At 68.2% G+C, this 18104-nt stretch carries 16 protein-coding genes and 7 pseudogenes; 14 read left to right on the top strand and 9 right to left on the bottom strand.

Going from position 1 to position 18104, the window contains the following annotated elements:
- The 9 genes and pseudogenes from ABZ622_RS39895 to ABZ622_RS39855 all read left to right on the top strand — a co-directional run.
- Positions 1-275, top strand: a pseudogene (locus ABZ622_RS39895) (hypothetical protein); the annotation flags it as partial.
- A gap of 78 nt (positions 276-353) precedes the next feature.
- Positions 354-1331, top strand: a complete 978-nt coding sequence (locus ABZ622_RS39890) for an Ldh family oxidoreductase (protein WP_360551936.1) — start codon at positions 354-356, stop codon at positions 1329-1331.
- Positions 1332-1635: 304 nt separating this feature from the next.
- Positions 1636-2805: pseudogene (locus ABZ622_RS39885) on the top strand (DDE-type integrase/transposase/recombinase); the annotation flags it as partial.
- Positions 2802-3569, top strand: a pseudogene (gene istB, locus ABZ622_RS39880) (IS21-like element helper ATPase IstB); the annotation flags it as partial. The pseudogenes ABZ622_RS39885 and istB, both read left to right, overlap by 4 nt.
- Positions 3570-3780: 211 nt before the next feature.
- A pseudogene (locus ABZ622_RS39875) lies at positions 3781-3924 on the top strand (hypothetical protein); the annotation flags it as partial.
- Between the two features lie 30 nt (positions 3925-3954).
- A complete protein-coding gene (locus tag ABZ622_RS39870; RefSeq protein ID WP_360551940.1) occupies positions 3955-4626 on the top strand; it encodes a transposase in 672 nt (223 codons plus the stop codon).
- The gene (locus tag ABZ622_RS39865) at positions 4614-4868 is read left to right on the top strand and encodes a hypothetical protein (RefSeq protein ID WP_360551934.1); all 255 of its coding nucleotides are present in this window, start codon (positions 4614-4616) and stop codon (positions 4866-4868) included. The genes ABZ622_RS39870 and ABZ622_RS39865 overlap by 13 nt, the downstream gene beginning before the upstream one ends.
- Before the next feature lie 291 nt (positions 4869-5159).
- Positions 5160-5459: pseudogene (locus ABZ622_RS39860) on the top strand (winged helix-turn-helix domain-containing protein); the annotation flags it as partial.
- A gap of 151 nt (positions 5460-5610) precedes the next feature.
- Positions 5611-5742, top strand: a pseudogene (locus tag ABZ622_RS39855) (ATP-binding protein); the annotation flags it as partial.
- Positions 5743-5983: 241 nt separating this feature from the next.
- Here the strand turns inward: ABZ622_RS39855 and ABZ622_RS39850 are convergent.
- A complete protein-coding gene (locus ABZ622_RS39850; RefSeq protein WP_360551932.1) occupies positions 5984-6652 on the bottom strand; it encodes a class I SAM-dependent methyltransferase in 669 nt (222 codons plus the stop codon).
- Positions 6653-6810: 158 nt separating this feature from the next.
- Here ABZ622_RS39850 and ABZ622_RS39845 point away from each other — a divergent pair, with 158 nt between their 5' ends.
- Together ABZ622_RS39845 and ABZ622_RS39840 are read left to right on the top strand one after the other, a co-directional pair.
- Positions 6811-7023: a tyrosine-type recombinase/integrase gene (locus tag ABZ622_RS39845; RefSeq protein ID WP_360551938.1), complete on the top strand. Its 213-nt coding sequence runs from the start codon at positions 6811-6813 to the stop codon at positions 7021-7023.
- Positions 7024-7037: 14 nt separating this feature from the next.
- On the top strand, positions 7038-7385 hold the full coding sequence (locus ABZ622_RS39840) for a helix-turn-helix transcriptional regulator (RefSeq protein ID WP_360551930.1): 348 nt from the start codon (positions 7038-7040) through the stop codon (positions 7383-7385).
- A gap of 560 nt (positions 7386-7945) precedes the next feature.
- On the opposite strand, the gene ABZ622_RS39835 is transcribed toward ABZ622_RS39840, so the two are convergent.
- A complete protein-coding gene (locus ABZ622_RS39835) occupies positions 7946-9229 on the bottom strand; it encodes a hypothetical protein (protein ID WP_360551928.1) in 1284 nt (427 codons plus the stop codon).
- Between the two features lie 568 nt (positions 9230-9797).
- Here ABZ622_RS39835 and ABZ622_RS39830 point away from each other — a divergent pair.
- A complete protein-coding gene (locus ABZ622_RS39830) occupies positions 9798-10589 on the top strand; it encodes a nitrilase-related carbon-nitrogen hydrolase (RefSeq protein WP_360551926.1) in 792 nt (263 codons plus the stop codon).
- A 65-nt stretch (positions 10590-10654) separates the two neighbouring features.
- Here the strand turns inward: ABZ622_RS39830 and ABZ622_RS39825 are convergent.
- A pseudogene (locus ABZ622_RS39825) lies at positions 10655-10807 on the bottom strand (IS630 family transposase); the annotation flags it as partial.
- 644 nt (positions 10808-11451) lie between these two features.
- Here ABZ622_RS39825 and ABZ622_RS39820 point away from each other — a divergent pair.
- Together ABZ622_RS39820 and ABZ622_RS39815 are read left to right on the top strand one after the other, a co-directional pair.
- The gene (locus ABZ622_RS39820) at positions 11452-12987 is read left to right on the top strand and encodes a phosphatase PAP2 family protein (protein ID WP_360551924.1); all 1536 of its coding nucleotides are present in this window, start codon (positions 11452-11454) and stop codon (positions 12985-12987) included.
- 244 nt (positions 12988-13231) lie between these two features.
- Positions 13232-13567, top strand: a complete 336-nt coding sequence (locus ABZ622_RS39815; RefSeq protein WP_360551922.1) for a helix-turn-helix domain-containing protein — start codon at positions 13232-13234, stop codon at positions 13565-13567.
- A 55-nt stretch (positions 13568-13622) separates the two neighbouring features.
- Here ABZ622_RS39815 and ABZ622_RS39810 read toward each other — a convergent pair whose 3' ends face one another.
- The 6 genes from ABZ622_RS39810 to ABZ622_RS39785 form a co-directional block, all read right to left on the bottom strand.
- A complete protein-coding gene (locus ABZ622_RS39810; protein WP_266920501.1) occupies positions 13623-14282 on the bottom strand; it encodes a response regulator transcription factor in 660 nt (219 codons plus the stop codon).
- Positions 14279-15487, bottom strand: coding sequence for a histidine kinase (locus tag ABZ622_RS39805; protein WP_360551920.1), 1209 nt, complete (start codon positions 15485-15487; stop codon positions 14279-14281). The genes ABZ622_RS39810 and ABZ622_RS39805 overlap by 4 nt, the downstream gene beginning before the upstream one ends.
- A complete protein-coding gene (locus tag ABZ622_RS39800; RefSeq protein ID WP_360551918.1) occupies positions 15484-16317 on the bottom strand; it encodes a type II CAAX endopeptidase family protein in 834 nt (277 codons plus the stop codon). The genes ABZ622_RS39805 and ABZ622_RS39800 overlap by 4 nt, the downstream gene beginning before the upstream one ends.
- 412 nt (positions 16318-16729) lie before the next feature.
- Positions 16730-17122: a hypothetical protein gene (locus tag ABZ622_RS39795; RefSeq protein ID WP_360551916.1), complete on the bottom strand. Its 393-nt coding sequence runs from the start codon at positions 17120-17122 to the stop codon at positions 16730-16732.
- Positions 17122-17523, bottom strand: coding sequence for an alpha/beta hydrolase (locus ABZ622_RS39790; RefSeq protein ID WP_360551914.1), 402 nt, complete (start codon positions 17521-17523; stop codon positions 17122-17124). Before ABZ622_RS39790 ends, ABZ622_RS39795 begins: the two co-directional genes overlap by 1 nt.
- A gap of 273 nt (positions 17524-17796) precedes the next feature.
- Positions 17797-18104, bottom strand: a 308-nt coding sequence (locus ABZ622_RS39785; RefSeq protein ID WP_360551912.1) for an MMPL family transporter, incomplete at its 5' end; no start/stop codon positions are given.

The raw sequence follows: 18104 nt of genomic DNA, 5'->3' as shown, positions 1-18104 counted from the left end.
GATGCGGGCCTGGGTCGCCGAACAGGACTGGCTCACCCTGGAACGATTACCCGCTCTACGCTCCCGAGCTGAATCCGGTGGAACTGCTGTGGTCCTCGCTCAAGAAGCGCGAACTCGCCAACCTCGCCGGCGACCACCTCGCCGATGTCGCCGACGCTACCGGGCAAGGCATCCACCGCATCAACGCCAACCCCCGACTGCCATGGTCATTCCTCGCCCATACGGGCCTGACCGTCCACCCACCACACCCACCGAACTTACGAAAAGATCAGTAGTTCTTGCTCCCACAGGATCGTGGCCGAACGACTCCACGCGGCCTGTGACTCTGCGCCTTTCCGATAGCCTCGAGGGACATGACTTCGAACCGTTCCTCCCACCGGATACCGCTGGACGCTCTGGAATCACTGTGCGAATCTGCCATCCGGTCCGCAGGCGGATCCCCAGAGACGGCTGCAGTTCTCGCGTCAGCGACCGTTGCCGCCGAGCGACGAGGCAGGCGTGAAGTGGGAGCGGCGCATCTGCTCGACTACCTCTCCGCTCTCCGATACGGACGTCTGAACGGCGTGGCCCGACCCCGCGTCGCCTCGGCTCGGGCCGCCATCGTCACCGTCGACGCCGACTGCGGCACCGCGCAGCTCGCGTTCGACCACGCCCTCGAAGCCCTTGTCGAGCGGGCTCGCACCAGCGGTGTGGCCATTCTCGCCATGTATAACTCCTTCAGCGCCGGAGAGCTCGGTCACTACACATCGCGCGTCGCCGAAAAGGGGTTGATCGCCCTGGCATGCGCCAACTCGCCGGCGCTCATGGCCGTGTACGGAGCGCGCGTGGCAATCACGGGCACCAATCCGCTCTCGTGCGCGCTGCCTCACCCGTCGGGTCCGCGGATGTTCGATCAGGCAACGAGCGCGACCGCCTGGGTGACCGTCCGCGACGCGGCGATGCGAGGCGAGACCATTCCGGACGGCTGGGCGCTCGACGCCGACGGCAACCCGACCTCCGACGCACGCGCCGCCCTGAGCGGCGCGCTCCTGCCGTTCGGAGGTGTCAAGGGTGCCAACATCGCGATCATGGTCGAGATGCTGGCAGCCGTGGCCGGCGGATCGTTCTCACAGGATGCGGCGCCCTTCGACTCCGGAACCCGGTCCCCGCGCCTGGGCTTGTTCGCCGCGGCGATCGACCCGACCGCATTCGACACGTCGTACACACAGCGAGCGGAGGATCATCTGAGTCGACTCGCCTCCGAGCACGGCGCGGACTTCGGCCGACGGAAGACGCCCATCACCGAGGTCGAAATCCCCGACGACGTCTACCGAGCGCTCATGACGCCCTGACCGAGCATCGCGAAGATGCCTGCGCCCACCCGACCGAATCGCTGCCGGCTCACTGGCGACGAGCTCTTCCCCGGAGCACCGGCGCCTGAGGGACCGATACATCCCGCACTTCCCGTGGGCCAGCGCTCGCCGCGGCCGGCCGACGATGAACCCGGTGGTGGCATCGGCTTCGAGGTGAGGTCACCACCGGGCGGGAGCCGCCCCACATGAGAGTAGACGGCCCTGTCACCGCCTCGGCCCCACCCAGCCGGGGCATATGACCGGGCGCGGGTAGCGGGTTGCACAGGAATATGGTTCGCCTCGACTGATCGACGCGACGCTGCGGGCCGAGGTTTTGACGAAGGCCGCGGTGATTCACGAGCGGGTCAAGCTCTACGTGCAGGAGGCCCGCCCAAGGATCGCGGAGAAATTGGGGATCACCCCGCGGGAGCTGGCAGGGATGCATCGCAGGTTCGAGGTGATCCCCGGTGCTCAGGTTCAGGTGGACTGTGGTGATGAGGGCAGGATCCTCGCTCATCTGGGCATCCCGAGGGTCTACTCCTTCCACATGGTGCTGTCGTACTCGCGTGATCCGTTCTGCTGCTTCACCACCAGCCTGGACCTGCAGACGTTCTTCGGCTGCCATCGGCGGGCATTCGCGCACTTCAGCGGGGTGCAAATGACGATCGTCTACGACCGCACCAAGACAGTCGTGCGCCGTCACGTCGCCCCGGGTGAGGCGGTTCCGCTGCATCCGGAGGCGATCGGGTTCGCCGGCCACTACGACTTCGACACCGATGTGCTGGCTGCCGACCGGCCCCAGGGCAAGGGCCGCGTCGAACGCCAGGTACTGATCGTCCGCGACCACGTTCTCTCCGGCCGGGCCTTCTCCTGTGTCGAGGAGATGGACGCCGCCTTCACCGACTGGGTGCCGAAACGGCGAACCCAGACCCACCGGACTCACCAGCAGGTCATCGGTGAGCGGGCAGCTCGTGACCACGCGGCCCTCGAGCCGTTGCCACCGACTCCGTATCTGGTGGCGGAACGTCATCTGCGGCCGGTCGGCAAGGATTGTCTGGTCGCTTTCGGCGGGAACCTCTACTCGGTCCCGGCCCGCAAGGTCCGACCGCGTCAGCTGGTGGAGATCAGGGCCACGAAGTCGCAGGTCATGCTGCATTCCACCGTTGCCGACCCCAGCGGCGAGACGCTGCTGGCCATGCATCCACGGGCCGTCGGACGCGGGGTCCGTGTCGTCGAGGAACAGCACTGGGACGGCCTGCCCACCGGCAAAGGACGCCGGACCATCACCAGTGATGTCTTGCCCCGGCCGCGTCACGAACGCCCGCTGGGCGAGGCGGCCGGACCGCTGCAAGCCCTCCTCAACCGGGCTGCGGCCACCCGCGTCGAGGTCGGCCGCCGGCCGTTGTCGGTCTATGACGAACTGACCGGGACCCGCCCCTTCACCAGTAACCGAGCGACGAAGGAATCGTCTTGAGCGAGCTGACCGGCAACCGCATCCGCACCACGGCGACCAAGCTCGGCCTGCCCCATCTGGCGGAAACCGTCAACGAGTACACCCGGCGGGCGGACGAGGGAAAGATGGGCTACCTCGGCTTCCTCGACCTGGTCCTCTCGGAAGAACTTGCCGTCCGCGACGACCGTCGCTTCCGCCAGGGCCTGCGGCTCTCTCGGCTGCCGCACCACAAAACGCTGGATGAGTACGACTTCTCGTTCCAGCCGGAGCTCGACCCGCGCAAGATCAAGGATCTGGCAACGCTGTCCTTCGTCGAAGCGAAGGCCAATGCTGCCCTGCTGGGGCCGCCCGGTGTCGGCAAGGCCCACATCGCGATCGCGCTGGCGGTCGCGGCCTGCCGGGCCGGATACTCGATCTACTTCACCAGCCTCGACGACATGGTCCGCAACCTCAAGGCAGCCGAGGCGGCCGGGCGCCTGACCAGCAAGCTGGGCTCCTATCTTCGACCGAGCGTTCTCGTGGTCGATGAGGTCGGCTACCAGCCCCTCGAACGCGCCGAGGCGAACCTGGTCTTCCAGGTCATCTCCAAGCGCCACGAAAAGGGCTCCATCATCCTGACCTCGAACAAGACCTTCAGTGAATGGGGCCAGGTGTTCGGCGACGAAGTCCTCGCGACTGCGATCCTCGACCGCCTCCTGCACCACTGCGAAGTCGTCGCCATCAACGGTCCCAGTTACCGGCTGAAGAACCGCCTCAAGGCCATCGAGCGCGAGTCGGAAGTCGCCAGATCCGGGGGCTCAATCCTGGCCCAGCTCCTCGCCCGGCGACCCATCACGATGGACGCTCACGGGCATGTTGACGATGCCGACAGCGCCGATGCCTTCAAGATTTTCGAGCCGGAGATCATCCCGGTGACATGGCCGGCCGGTCCGGATAGCGGGCAGCCTGTGACTGTGCTCTGTTGAACTTGCAGTTCTCTTACCACAGTTGGCCAATGTGCTGGCGGTCTCGGCCGATGTCTCTGATGCTGTCGTGGCGGTCCGCGCCCGCACGAGATCCGGTGTTCCAGCGGGATGTACGGGATGCGGCCAGCTCAGCGCGTGGTGCCACAGCCGTTATGTACGGCGTCTCGCCGACGTCACTCTTGGAGGCCGACCTCTGCGCGTCGACTTGTCCGTACGCCGCCTGTACTGCGAGAACCCGGCCTGCCCGAAGGTGACCTTCGCCGAGCAAGTGCCGGGGCTGACCGTGCGCTACCAGCGGCGCACCCCACAGTTGCAGCGCCTGGTAGAGGCCATCGGTGTGGTGCTGGCCGGCCGGGGCGGTGCCCGGATGTTGCGGATCCTGAACGTCACGCTCTCGCGGTGCACCGTTCTGTCCCAGCTGATGCGGGTGCCGCTTCCGCCACTGGAGACACCCCGGGTGCTGAGGGTGGATGACTTCGCACTCTACGGCGATACCTACGGCGCCCTCCTGGTCGACGCCACCACCCGGCTCCCGCTCACACTCTGGGAAGGGCGCGACGCGGAACAGCTCAGCCGCTGGCTCCGCGAGCACCCGGGTATCGAGGTCGCCTGCCGCGACGGCTCCCTCACCTACCGGCAGGGCATCACTGCTGGTGCACCCGACGCCGTGCAGGTCAGCGAACGCTTCCACCTCTGGCAGGGCCTCTCCCGCCGCGTCCAGGACATCGCCTCCGCCCACTGCGGCTGCCTGCCCGCAGCACTGCCCCGGCCCGTGCGACCGATCCCGAACCGATCGAGGAGACTGCGGGGAACACCGCGGCACACACCCGGGCCGGGCGGCATGCCCGAAGGCTGTTCGGGGCCGTGCACGCCCTGACCCGCACCGGCCGGAGCCACAGTTCCGTGGCCCGGGAGTTCGGCCTGGACCGCCGCACCGTACGCAAGTACGCCCGAGCCCGCACCTGGCAGGAAGTGATGCGCCGCCCGCCCCGCAAGCCCTCCACCCTGGACCCCTACCTCGACTACCTGCAACAACGCTGGGCGAGGGACAGCACAGCGCGAAGATCCTGCACGAGGAACTCCAGGGCAAGGGCTACCTCGGCCACTACCAGCGGGTGAAAATGGCCGTCGCACCCCTGCGGCGGGGTCTGCCCCTGGATGAGCCACGCGCGCGGCCGCCCTCCACGCGCGAGGCCGCCCGCTGGATCACCACCCATCCGGGCCGCCGCAGCCCACACATCAACGACTGCCTGCCCCGGCTCCTCGACCAGTGCCCTGAACTCAGGCACACCCACGACCTGGTCCTCCGGTTCTCCGCCATGCTCGACAACCGTGACGCCACATCGTTGCCAAGGTGGCTGAACGACCTCGCAGACAGCGGACTGGCCCCTCTCGCCGGCCTCGCAGTACACCCCGGGCCATCCCGCAGTCCTGACGTACCCAGCCGGTCCCGGGCTCCCGCCCACCGCGGAGCGCCCAGTCGACCCCGCCGAGAACCTGGCCGCCGTCCTGGGCCGCACCCGGCTGGACACCCTGCGCCTCCTCGCCGAGCCTCACACCACGACATCCCTGGCCCGCGCCCTCCACGTCAGCAACGCGACGGCCTCGTCCCACGCGGCGGCGCTCAGATCGGCAGGCATGGCAACGACGACCCGCACAGGCCGCTCGGTCACCCACCAGCGCACGGCCCTCGGCACGCTGGTTGCGGGCGCCTTACCGGCCGTAGTTCGCCACAAGACAGACAGAGTGGGTCGGCCCGTCGCCACCGGCGACGGTCATCCACCCGCCCTGGCGGGGCAGGCTGGCGTGCTCGGGGACTCGGCCTGACCGCACTGCCCCCGGCCTCGCCCGGCAGGCCGCTTACATGGAACTCGACCGCCGTGGCGCTGAACTCCTCTTTCAGGTTCTGACTGAGCGGGAGGAAAAGAACAGCGTGGCGATCGCCTCGAACGAGTCGTTCTCCGGCTGGACGAAGACCTTCACCGGCCCCCGCGAAGCCCAGATCGCCCGCCTCAAGACGGAGAACGCCAAGCTCCGGGGAGCGAATGGCCGCGTCGGAGCAGGCGATCGACGAGTTCACGGACTTCGCACCCAGGCCCTGGCCGGCTTGCCGCCCAGCACAAGGAGTTCACCCGGCTGCGGCGGCTTGCCGATCAGGCCGGGTCCGTGCGCCGGCTGCCGACCCGCGCCTCCGTCATCGGACCATGCAGTTGACAATCCAACGGCGGCTTCCGTCACACGTCTCCTGCTGCCTGCGCTTTCGCTTGTCTGAGCACGTCGTATCCGACAAAGGTGAACATGTTCGTGCCGGGCGCGAGCGGCCGTGGATCGCCGGTGAAGCGGTGCACACCGACGCCGAAGCCCGCATCCGGATCCGACAGCCACTGCAGATCAAACCCACGCACCTTGAACCACTCACAGATCAGCGGCACCCGGTCGGGAGCGGCACGGTGACGGGTCCAGATGACGGTGGCGCCGGTCCGGCACAATTGGGAGCACGAGTCGATCGTGCGCTCGATGTCCTCGTCAGCGATGTTGCCGAACACTCCGCAGACAAGCACGAGGTCCGCCGGCACCATGCCGCGGTAGTGATCCGTGAGCGAGGCATCCGCCGTCACCACTTCCACGTGGTCCAGGCCGGCCGATCGGGCCATCTCCTCAGCGAACGCGGTGTTCTGCGGGTCCAACTCGACCAGCCGCGCGCGCACTTCATCGCGGCGGGGATGGTCGGCCAGCACCTCCAGCAGATCACGCCCCTGGCCGGCGCACAGGCTGATCGTCCGCAGGGGGCCGGACGGGCTGCCGTCCAAGGCGACACGGATCTGCGTCTGAACAGCCTGCAATCGCCGTGCCATCCACGAGTCGGGACGATCGTATTGGTCATGCCAGGTCCGCCAGTCCATAGCGGGAACCCTAGGGCGACGGCAGTCGCCGGGCGACTCAATTTGGATCACTTCACGGACCGGCCGCCCGGCCTGATCTCCGTCACCACACAGGCCGAGAATCGCTACACACGTAACTATCAGGGTCGCGAAGCGGCCCTCGCCGAACCACCGCGTCAATCGCCACACGAACACCTGCGCACACAGCGAGTGCGGACACAAGGCACTCATACGTCACGCATCTGGCCGAGGACGGGATCGACCGTCGTTTTATCCAGCAGCAAGTCGGCCACGACTGCGACAGCTCCACCGCCATCTATACGCACGTCAGCGACGACTTCATGAACACTGCCCTGAGCAAGGCACTGGCCCCGGCGTTCGCCGGGGTCTGACGAGGAAGGACCCGATGACGGCCGCCAAGCTCGACTACCACTGGCACCTGCGCAAGGTCATGGCGGACCGCGGGATGTTCTCCACCACCGGCCTCCTCCCACAGCTGAAGGAACGCGGCATCACGCTGTCCACGAGCCAGGTCTACCGACTCGTCGTCGAGCGACCGGAGCGACTCAGCCTGAAAATCCTCATGGCCCTGCCAGATATCCTGGACTGCACGATGGACGACCTCATCGAGCCGATCGCTACGGCCGGGGCGGCGAAGAAGCCCAAGAAGGCCGCCGCAGGCGGGACCTCCGTCTCCGAAGGCGCCGGCGAACTGCGGCCAAGGCGAGTTCGGATCACCGGAGTTGACCGGTGACCGCACCTGCGATGACCGAGGAGGTTCTCGCCGATCCGGTCGGCCTCATCGTGCGGCTGGTCAGCAACGTCGAGAACCGCCTGGACACCGACCGCATCCACAGCATCGTCTGCACGCTCGTACGCACACGGGCCGGCCGCCGCAACCTCGCCCAGGCCCTGCACGACAACCCCTCGCTGCTGCGCACCGGCAAGCCACCCGCGCCGTTCCGCGTCGCCAAACTGCTGATGGCCCTGCACGAAGGGGGCGCCCAGGACACCGCCCTGCCCCGCTGCGGCAAGTGCGGACGCCCACACCCCTATGTCGGGTGCCGCTCGGGCGGACGATGGGGATGCTCGCCCTGCTTCGACACACCCGCCATGTACGCGGGCTGCCACCAGCAGCGGCGAGTCGTCAGCCGCGACCGCCATGGGCAGCCCCGATGCGCCAAGTGCCCTGACACCGACGGCGATCCGCTCCAGGAACTCACCCGGCTGATCACCGGACTCGACCCCGCGCTCGAAGCGGACACCGTCCGGACCGCTCTGGAGCGGTCCACGAAGCGGCCCGCCGGACAGCGCCTACTCGCCTGGGCCGTGATCGACCGTCCCGAGCTGCTGACCAGCGCCGGGCACGAGGCCCCCACTCCGGCAATGCTGCGATTCATCGGCGAACTCGTCGCCGCCGGCACCACCACAGTCGTCAAGCCGGCCTGCCCGCGCTGCCACGGAGTGAAGGCGCTGTCGAAACTCCTGGACGGCAAGCGGATCTGCCGAGCCTGCTTCGCCAGGCACGCGGCCGTCCCCTGCGCACGCTGCGGCGCCGTCCGTGAACCCGCCACCCGGGACGCCGCCGGTCAGCCGCTGTGTCCCAACTGCCTGATCCGCGCCCCGGTCCACCTGGAAGTCTGCGTCGGCTGCGGACGCCGTCAGCCCGTCGCGGTCCGGCTCATCGACGGCGCCCGCTGCAATAACTGCAGGCCGAAAGAGATCAGAGAGTGCGGACACTGCAGCCGCACCGCCCCTTGCGAAATCTCCCGGGCCACCGGGCAGCCCTGGTGCGAACGCTGCCAGCAGCGATGGGTGACCTGCAGCGGCTGCGGCACCGTCGCCCAGGCCCGCGGCGGCACCTGGGAGGACCCGTTGTGCGCGAAGTGCACCAACCCCGACCCCGATTTCTGGGGACGCTGCCCTGCCTGCGCGACCACGTGGCAGCTCAGCCCTCGCGCCTGCCAGCGATGCTTCCTGGACCAGAAGATCCGCGACCTCCTCGGCGACAGCGCAGGGGCTATCGGACCCGAACTTGCGCCCTTCCATGAGGCATTGACCAGTGCCGAGCGTCCCGATGTCGCCTTGGCCTGGATCTTCCGAGCCACGGCCCAGGACCTGCTGGAATGCATCGGCCACGATGAACGTCCCGTCACCCACGACGACCTCGACGAACTCCCTCAGGGGAAGGTGCTGGCTCACCTTCGCAGCGTCCTCGTCGCCGCGGGCACCCTGCCGCCGCGCGAAGAACGGCTCGTCGCCCTGGAGAAATGGATCACCCTGACGGTCCAGGCCCACACAGACCCCGTCGAACGCCGGATCCTGCACGGCTACGCGGTCTGGCACCACCTGCGCAGACTCCGCCGCCGCATCGGCGACCAGCACACCACTCAGCTTCAGGACCTCAACGTTCGCTGCCACGTCACCGCGGCTGACAACTTCCTCACCTGGCTCGCCTCCGACGGAATCACCCTGGGCACCTGCACGGAGGCCGACCTGGAACGTTGGATGACCGATCCCACCTTCACCTACCGCGACAAGAGCGGCCACTTCGTCCGCTGGTCCGTACAGCACCGCCATGCCCACGGCCTCACCCACGACACCGTCCGCTGGACCGGCCCACAGGGCACCATCGACAGCGAGAAGCGCTGGGCCGACGCACGCCGCCTCCTCAACGACAACACACTGCCCACCGCGGACCGCGTCGCCGGACTGCTGCTAATCCTCTCTACGCACAGAAGATCGCCATCATCCGCCAAATCACCGCCGATGATGTCGACATCACCGGAGAGACCGTCGCGATCTCCTTCGGAACCTCACCCGTCATCCTCCCGATGCCGCTGGCAACCCTGGTCCGCGAGCTCGTCGCAACCCGACGCGGCAAGGCCAAGGTCGGCACCCCGGACGACATCTCCTGGCTCTTCCCCTGAGTACAGCCCGGCAGTCCGCTCAGCGACAGCCAGATCGCTCTGCGGCTACACAAGATCGGCATCCGGCCCCAGCAGGACCGATCCACCGCCCTGTTCACCCTCGTCGCCGAGCTCCCCGCCTCGATCCTCGCTCGTATGCTCGGCGTCCACATCCAAGTCGCCGTCCAGTGGCAGAAGGCATCCGGCGGTGACTGGGCCGCCTACGCAGACGAGATCAGCCGCCGAAAGAAGGACTGATGAAAGCCTCCATAGCAATCGCGCAATTTCCCATCACCTGGGACATCGAGCAAAACCTCGCAGCCATCACCTCGCTTCTGGCAGACGCCCAGCCAGACGAGATCGTCGTACTCCCCGAAGGCGCGCTGTCCGGCTATGGCGCCGACCTCTCAGCCCTCGAACGCCTATCGCTCTCGGCCCTCGCGCATGCCATGGACTGCCTCGCAGAGCTAACTCAGCGCAGAGCTATCCACCTGTTCTGCGGCACGTTGCTATTCGAACGTGGTGCTTGGAGCAATGCCGCCCTCTACTTCTCTCCGGACGGCACCCGCTGGACTTACCGGAAGATCAATCTCGCGATGAACGAGCGAGGCCAACTCGATGCCGGCTCTGAGCTCTCGACGCTCCCGATCCATCTGGCGAGCGGGCCCATCACGCTCGGCGTCCAAATTTGCCGGGAGATCCGTTTCCCCGAGCAATGGCACCATCTAGCCGACCGCGGAGCACAGGCTTTCATCTACCTCACCCATGCGGCCAATCCCTCCGAGCCTGCAGGGGTCTGGCGGAGCCACCTCATCAGCCGCGCAGCGGAGAACCAACGGTTCGTCCTGGCAGCCAACGTGGCAGATCCTCGCCAGCACTGCCCCAGCATGGTCATCTCACCGAGAGGGGAGGTCCTCGCCGAGGCGAACTCTGACGAGACCACCGTAATCAGAACCACGATCGACCTAGACGAGTCCGCCAATTGGTACCTCGGCCAGCACCGACGAGACCTACTCAAGTCGAGCTATCCAGATCGAACAAACGTATAGCAACGGGACGACTGGAGGAACCCTACGGCCAGGCATTCCGGGAGTTCCAATACCCGACTCCACCATCAGTGACCTGAGTCAGAGATTCGGTGGCAGTAGGCGGCGACCTTTTCGAGGATTTGGTCGGCGGTCTTCGTCCAGACGAATGGTCTGGGTTGGTCGTTCCAGTCGGCGAGCCAGGCCCGGATGTCGTGTTCGAGGGCCTGGACGGAGCGGTGTTACTTGCTCCAGGACGGCGGGGCCCTGCCGGTGGTGGTTGACTAAACGATTGTGCAGGGCGAGGACCTTGGACGCTGGGTGACAGCGCAGCGGCACGGATAGGAACAGCTCCTGCCCGCACAGCAGTGGCTCCTGGAGATCGTCCTCGGGATCGAACCCGCCGGGGAAGCAGAGCGGCCTCTGAAACGCACGCAAGACAACATGTGGGCCCTCAACCTGCGTGCAGTACAGCAGTTCCGCGCCCGCGAGGGGCACTTGCGGGAACCCGGAAGCACATCGAATACCTGGAGGGTGTAGAGGAGGGCACGGCAGGCCCGTCGGGCTATCAGGCAGGCGCTGACGGGGCCGTGATGGTCACACTCGGCACATGGCTCGACAACGTACACAAACACGCCAACAAACTCACCGAACAGCGCCGAACAGACCTCGACGCCCTCGGCATGCGCTGGTAGAAGAGCAGGTCTTGGCACGAGCGGGTTGGCGGATTGGCCCGAGCCACGGACATGAGAGGGGCCCACCGTCCACTTGGGTGGCGGGCCGATGGCTATCGCCGGCTCCACAGCCGAGCCCGTTCGCGATAGCACCGACCGCCTCTCGGCGCGTCTGCCGCTTCATCTGGTCCGGGCCGGGTATTCGCTGACTCATGTCTATTACGAACAGCAGCCCCACCCTTCCCCTCTCCGCCGCCTGTTCCGTCTCTCTTGCCGTCCCCGCCCGGTTGCGCGGCCTGCTGCACAGCCGCGACCTCGCCCTGTTCCGCAGCGTCGCCGGGCGGCGCTGGCCGGGCGCCGATCAGGTGCTGCCGCGACTGAGCCGCAGCGCCGATCACGGACTTCTCTGGTTCGGCGCCGCGGCCGGTATGGCGGCACTGGGCAGCAGCGCGCGGGCACGCCGGGCGGCGTTGCGCGGGGTCGCGTCGCTGGCGGTAGCCTCGGCCGCGATCAACACCGTCGGCAAACGGGCGGTGCGCCGGGAGCGGCCGATACTGGACCTGGTTCCGATGGTGCGGCAGCTCAAGCGGCAGCCGTTCACTACGTCGTTCCCGTCCGGGCACGCGGCGTCCGCGGCCGCCTTCGCCACGGGTGTCGCCCTTGAGTCGAAGGGCTGGGGTGCGGTCGTCGCTCCGGTCGCGGTGGCCGTGGCCGCCTCCCGCGTCTACACGGGTGTGCATTATCCGGGCGATGTGCTGGCCGGTGCAGCGCTCGGCATAGGGGCGGCGTTCGCGTTGCGTGGGGTCGTACCGACGCGGGGTCAGCTGCCCGCACCGGGCCGTCCGCCGGCGGCGGCTCCTGCGTTGCCCGCCGGTGAGGACCTGGTCGTCGTGGTGAACCAGGAGTCCGGCACCGCAATCGCGACCGCTTCGGTGGTGTGCGAGGCGCTGCCACTGGCCGAGGTCGTGGAGTGCGCGCCCGGCGAGCTGTCCGGGGCGCTGGTCGAGGCGGCGGGCCGGGGCCGGGCGCTGGGGGTCTGCGGGGGTGACGGCACGGTAAATCTGGCGGCGTCCGTCGCGGCGACGCACGGTTTGCCGCTCGCTGTCTTTCCTGGCGGGACGCTGAATCACTTCGCGTACGATCTGGGCATCGAGACGGTGCACAACACGGCGGCCGCCCTCGCCTCGGGGGGCGCGGTCCGGGTGGACCTGGGCCGGTTCCGGCCCGGTCCCCGGGGGCCGGGCGGGGCGGACGGCTACTTTCTCAACGCGTTCAGCCTGGGGGTCTATCCGGAGCTCGTGCGGACCCGGGAGCGCTGGGCGCCCCGGGTCGGCGGCTGGCCCGCCGGGGTCCTCGCGGCCTTCGAAGTACTGCGTGGTCAACGCCCGCTGGTGGCCGAACTACAGGGAAAGCAGCGGCCGTTGTGGCTCCTGTTCGTGGGCAACGGGCTCTTCCAGCGAGTAGGGCCCGCTCCCGGACGGCGGCACAACCTGGCAGACGGCCTGCTGGACATCAGAGCAGTCCACGGCGGCCGGACTCCAGGGCTGCGACTGCTGGCAGCAGCGGTGGCCGGTCCGCTGACCCGCTCCCCCGTCCACGCGGCGGTACGTCGGCACCGAGTACAGATCACCGGCCTGGCACCGCGAACCCCGTATGCGTACGACGGTGAAGTTGCCTACTCAGGAACGGAGTTGACGATCGACAAGCTGGCAGGAGCGCTCACGGTCTACTGCCCCATGGCCCCGTGACAGAGAGACCGGGGCGACGGACCAGGAATCCTCGTCGCGGCGTTCCCCGCAGAGACCGTCAAACGCCTCGGTATCGAGGTCGGCAGCGCAGGGAACCTGACCGGGTCCTGGGCGGCGACCACCAGATGACGCAGCACCCGGCCGCGTGGCTTCCTGTGACGGCCGGACTCCGCTGGAAGGTGTCCTTCCCCACCAGGCCGCCCGGGAGTGGGCCCGCACACTCCTGCGACGGCTGGACACAGCCATGAAGGCCGGCACCGGCATCACCCGTCCGACGGTGAGCATGCCTCGGTCCGCCATGGCCACGTTCCTCGGCCTCGGTGCAAACCCGTCTCCGCACATCTCAAACGCACCGAAGCATCTCTCGGACCGCCGCACTCTCCAGGCATGGATCGACGCCGACACCGACGCGCAGCACACTGCCGGGGCCCTGGGCATCAGCCGCAACACGATTCGTATGCACCTGCGCGCGGCTGGGTCCGTCCGGCCTGGATCATCTCACCCGCCGGCACCGGAATCCGCGACTTCGTCCACGCACGCCACATCACCACCACCTGGAACTTCTGAGCACCACGCATGATGTTCGCGTGGCGTCCCCGCACGTGGCCACGGGGTCCCGTAGCCACGGAGTCGCGTCAGGCAACCAGGCCCTGGCGGTACGCGTAGACGACTGCCTGGACGCGGTCGCGGAGGCCGAGCTTTGCGAGAATGCGGGACACGAAGGTCTTGATGGTCTCCTGGCTCAGCAGGAGAGCTGCGGCGATCTCGCTGTTGGAGAGGCCGTCCGCGATGAGGCGGAGGACCTCCAGTTCGCGGGGGGTCAGCGGGTTGTCGCGCGGGGTTCCCTCGGCGGGCCGGATACGGGCGGCGTATCTGCCCACGAGCTGACGTGTCACCTCGGGGTCCAGCAGCGCCGCGCCGGTGGCCACGGTCCGGATGCCGAGCAGCAGCTGAGCCGGCGGCGCATCCTTGAGCAGGAACCCACTCGCTCCCGCTCGCAGCGCCTCGTAGACGTACTCGTCCAGGTTGAACGTGGTGACGACGAGCACCTTGACGGGATGCCGCACCCCGGCGCCGGCGAGCTGACGGGTTGCCTCGATGCCGTCGAGCACCGGCATGCGTACATCCATCACCACGACATCCGGGCGCAGCCGTTCGACGAGGTCGATCGCGGCCTGTCCGTCCCCGCACTCGCCCGCCACCTCCAGGTCGGGCTGAGCATCGATGATGGTCACCAGACCGGTGCGGATCAGTATCTGGTCGTCGCAGACCAGGACCCGGATGGGCTCGGTCACGACGCACTCCCGCCGGGTATCCGGGCCCGTACGACGAAGCCGCCGTCCGTCTGCGGGTCCGCTTCGAAGTCGCCGCCCAGGAGATCGACGCGTTCGCGGAGCCCGGCCAGGCCACGCCCGCTCCCTCCTAGGGTCGCGGCCGACGAGCCGGATCCGTCCGTGCTGACCTCCACGGTGATCTCCCTTCCGCCGTGGTGCACCTGGACCGAAGTGCGGCTGCCGTGGGCGTACTTGAGTGCGTTCGTCAGGGCTTCCTGCACGATACGGTAGGCGACGAGGTCGGCACTGCCGGTCGATTCGGCCGGTGTTCCTTCCTCGGTGAACTCCACCGGCTGCCCGGCCCGGCGGGTCTGCTCGACGAGGGTGAGGAGTCTGCCGACGGCCGGCGTCCTGGCCTCGGTGCCGCGGCCGGCCTGTATGCCGTGGCCGGCCTGTATGCCGTGGCCGGCCTGTATGCCGTGGCCGGGGTTGAGCAGATCGAGCAGGTGCCGCAGATCGGTGATGGCCCGCCGGCCGGTGTCGGTGACGGCGGTCAGGGTCTGGTCGAGACGGTCGGGCACGGCGGTCAGATAGCGTGCTGCCTCTGCCTGCACGACCATCGCCGTCACGTGATGGGTGACCACGTCGTGGAGCTCGCGTGCGATGCGGGAGCGTTCGGCAGCGAGGGTCTCCTCGGCGACGCGGCGGCGGCGTTCGGCCTCCGCGATCCGGTTGGCGCGCAGCCATACCCCGATGCCCCACGCGAGGGCCAGAGCCAGATAGAACGTCACGAACTCGATCAGCGGATCGCCCGTGCCCAGCCGGTAGAGCGCGACCGACAGCAGTGCGAACGCCGCGGAGCAAGCGAGCACAGTGGCGCGCCGGTGGCTCTCCAGCCGGGACCCGACGGTCAGCAGCACGACGGGCAGCGCGCTGCCCGCGAACGAGTGGTAGCCACGGAGCTGGTCGGCGGCGAAGCCGAGCGACACCAAGGCGAGACAGATCACCGGCCACCGCCGGCACACCAGCAACGGAAGTGATTCAAGAACGATCACAACGACGGCCAACGCGTCGAAGGAGCGGTTCGGCACACTGCCTAGCAGTGTGCCCTGTCTGTGCAACGCCGGCACGAACGACGCAGCCAGGAACAGCAGACCGAGCGTGGGATACCAGGCTGCGGGCCCGATCCGGCGCCATTGCTCCGGGATCCACCGAGGAGTGATCACAGGGAGAGTTTAGATATGGCGTCCGCGCGGTCGGCACGTCTGCGGGGCACCAGGTGACCGCGTCGGCGGGCCAGCCACAGGAACACAATGGTCACCAGCACACCGAACAGCACCGAGTACACGCTTCCCTCGGGACCGAACTCACCGCCGGTGATGAGCATCGGGCCCGACATGGTGGCGTCCAGCAGTCCGTCCGAGGTGCCGTTGCCCGAGACCTCGGTACTGAAGATACCGGCCGCGGCAAAGTTCCAGCCGAAGTGCAGGCCCATGGGCACCCACAGGTTGCGAGTGGCGATGTAGGCGCCGGTCAGCATTCCGCCGGCCTCGACCGCGATGGCGGCGGCTCCCAACACGCTGGCGTTCGGATTGAGCAGGTGGGACGCACCGAACAGGACGCTGGTCAGCGCCAAGGCTGGCCAGGTGCCGGTGCGTTGCTCGGTGATCCGGAACAGGACACCGCGGTACATCACTTCCTCAGTCACTGCGGCGGCGGCCATGAAGCCGATGAACCCGACCGCGCCTGTCTCCGAGCCCAGACCGTCGATGTCGTAGTACCCGGAGGCGAACAGGTTCGTCATGACGGCCGCGAACAGCGCGAGGCCGATCAGCGTCCCCCGACCGAACGCGGGGCCCGCCCCCTCCCAGGCCATCTCCGTGACCGGACGGCGCTCGGTCCGTCCCACCACCCACCGGTAGACGAACACCGACAGCACGGCCGTCAGAAGGCCGACGCCGAACGTGAGCCAGGGCTTCCCGTCCACTGCCGCGATCCCCTGACCGCCGATGAACGCGATCGCTATTACGGCCAACAGTTGCCAGACCAGCCTCATGAACACTCCTACGCCGGATCCGCGGCCGGAGCGCCGCGGCTGGATCGAACCTACGGATCAAGCGGCCGGAATTCGTCACCACCCGGAGGACACTTGCGTGTAGCTCGCACGGGGGACAGACCTCACGAACCGGCCCCGGGGCGGGTGCGGAGGGTGCGGCGGGTGCGGATTTCGAGGAGACCTCACCATGGCTGGTTGCGCGCCGCCATCCATGTGACCAGGCCCTGCATGACGATCCGCGCGTCACAGCGTTTCCTACTGCGGATATGCCGTCAGATGGTGTGCGTGGAGGGGCTCACGGCCTGCGCGGTCTGATTGCCGCTCGTAGCGGTCGCCCCCTGCGCCTCCCCAGAACAGGCGCCCCGTCCCGGGTGGTCTCCAGCCGCCGCGCGTCGTTGGTCGCCCCCGGTGTCTACCGGTGGGCCGCAGCCTGCGCAGTGACGCGCTGGATGGCCTTGACGGCGAGGTCGGGGCGGTAGATGTGAATGTAGTGGCCGCTTCCGGCAGCGGTGCTGATGCTGCCGTGGTGGGAGAGTGCGAGCCACTGGCGCCGGCCGTCGGCCCACATCTGCTCCAGGGCGGGCCCGTACTCGGGGACCTCGGAGTACTGGGTCTCGTGCTTGATGATCTGCACCGGGATGTTCCCGGCGGAGCGGACCCCGGCGTCGGCGATGAGGAACTTCTCCGGGTTCCGGCCCTCGTTCACCGCGATGGTCTGGTCCCGCAGTTCGGCCGCCATGCCGGTGGCCGGCGCGGGGATCGCCTTGTTGATGCCGGCGATCAGCGCCGGGATCGTGGCATCCATCAGGACCAGGCCCTTGACCCGGTCCCGGTGGTCGGGGGCGTACCGGGCGCGATCAGACCGCCCATGGAGTGGCCGGCCAGGACGACCCGCCGGTCGCCGACGACCCGGTCGAGCACCCCGGTCAGGATCCTGCCGCTGTCGTTGACGGTCTGGGTGTCCTTCGGCTGGTCGCTCTCGCTATCGCCCTCGCCGAGCCGGTCGTAGGAGGAGACACTGACCGAGTGACCGTCGACGCGGATCTTCTTGGTCCCCGAGAACGAGTCCCCGTTGCCGTGGCCCCCATGACCCCCGTGGCCCTGCACCGCTCCCGTGATGAAGTCCGACAGCGACTGCGCCTGGGCGGCCATGTACCCGTATCCGACGAAGCCGGCACCGGCCACGGCGCAGATCCTGGCAGCCACGGCGGTTGCCTTGAGCGAGCGGTGCACGAGGGCCTTCACCAAACTGCCCTGACAGGCCTGCGGCAAATCCAATGGGGCCGGGTGCCGCAGGCTGCTCCCGGCCCCGTCCGCACACCCGCCCCGTCGATCAACAGCTTCCACGATTCGTCGGGACCGCGCGCACTTCCCGGCAGCCGGCGCCCTGCGACCACCACCGCCGCGATGTGTCGGGGCCATGGAGTCGCGGCAGGTCTGACGGCGTCGGCACGTACCGGCAGCCGTCACGCCGGCGACTTACGAGCTCGTGCATGGTTGGCGGTGACGATGGCTCTGCCAACCATGCACGAGCTCGTAAGCCTCCTCGGCAGGACCCGTGCCCTTGCGCGCCAAGGTGCTGGGCCACCAGGCCCGGGCACCGATGTCGAGCACCAGCGCCGGGACGAGGAGGGACCGGACCGCAAGGGTGTCGAGCAGGACGCCGAAGGCCACGATGAAGGCGATCTGCACCATGAACGCCAAGGGGATCACCATCAGAGCCGCGAAGGTGGCGGCGAGCACCACACCGGCCGAGGTGATCACGCCTCCGGACATGGTGAGACCCC

This window comes from Streptomyces sp. NPDC007164, from assembly GCF_040634135.1.
GTDB classification, from domain to species: domain Bacteria; phylum Actinomycetota; class Actinomycetes; order Streptomycetales; family Streptomycetaceae; genus Streptomyces; species Streptomyces sanglieri.
Note: the sequence above shows the minus strand (reverse complement) of the source record. Positions and strands in the feature narration are given on the sequence as shown.

Bases quoted from the DNA above. Each gene is read 5' to 3' on its own strand.
- ABZ622_RS39890 (WP_360551936.1), top strand. From the start codon at position 354: ATGACTTCGAACCGTTCCTCCCACCGGATACCGCTGGACGCTCTGGAA.
- ABZ622_RS39820 (WP_360551924.1), top strand. From the start codon at position 11,452: ATGTCTATTACGAACAGCAGCCCCACCCTTCCCCTCTCCGCCGCCTGT.
- ABZ622_RS39795 (WP_360551916.1), bottom strand. From the start codon at position 17,122: ATGGATGCCACGATCCCGGCGCTGATCGCCGGCATCAACAAGGCGATC.
- ABZ622_RS39815 (WP_360551922.1), top strand. From the start codon at position 13,232: ATGAAGGCCGGCACCGGCATCACCCGTCCGACGGTGAGCATGCCTCGG.
- ABZ622_RS39840 (WP_360551930.1), top strand. From the start codon at position 7,038: ATGACGGCCGCCAAGCTCGACTACCACTGGCACCTGCGCAAGGTCATG.
- ABZ622_RS39850 (WP_360551932.1), bottom strand. From the start codon at position 6,652: ATGGACTGGCGGACCTGGCATGACCAATACGATCGTCCCGACTCGTGG.
- ABZ622_RS39830 (WP_360551926.1), top strand. From the start codon at position 9,798: ATGAAAGCCTCCATAGCAATCGCGCAATTTCCCATCACCTGGGACATC.
- ABZ622_RS39800 (WP_360551918.1), bottom strand. From the start codon at position 16,317: ATGAGGCTGGTCTGGCAACTGTTGGCCGTAATAGCGATCGCGTTCATC.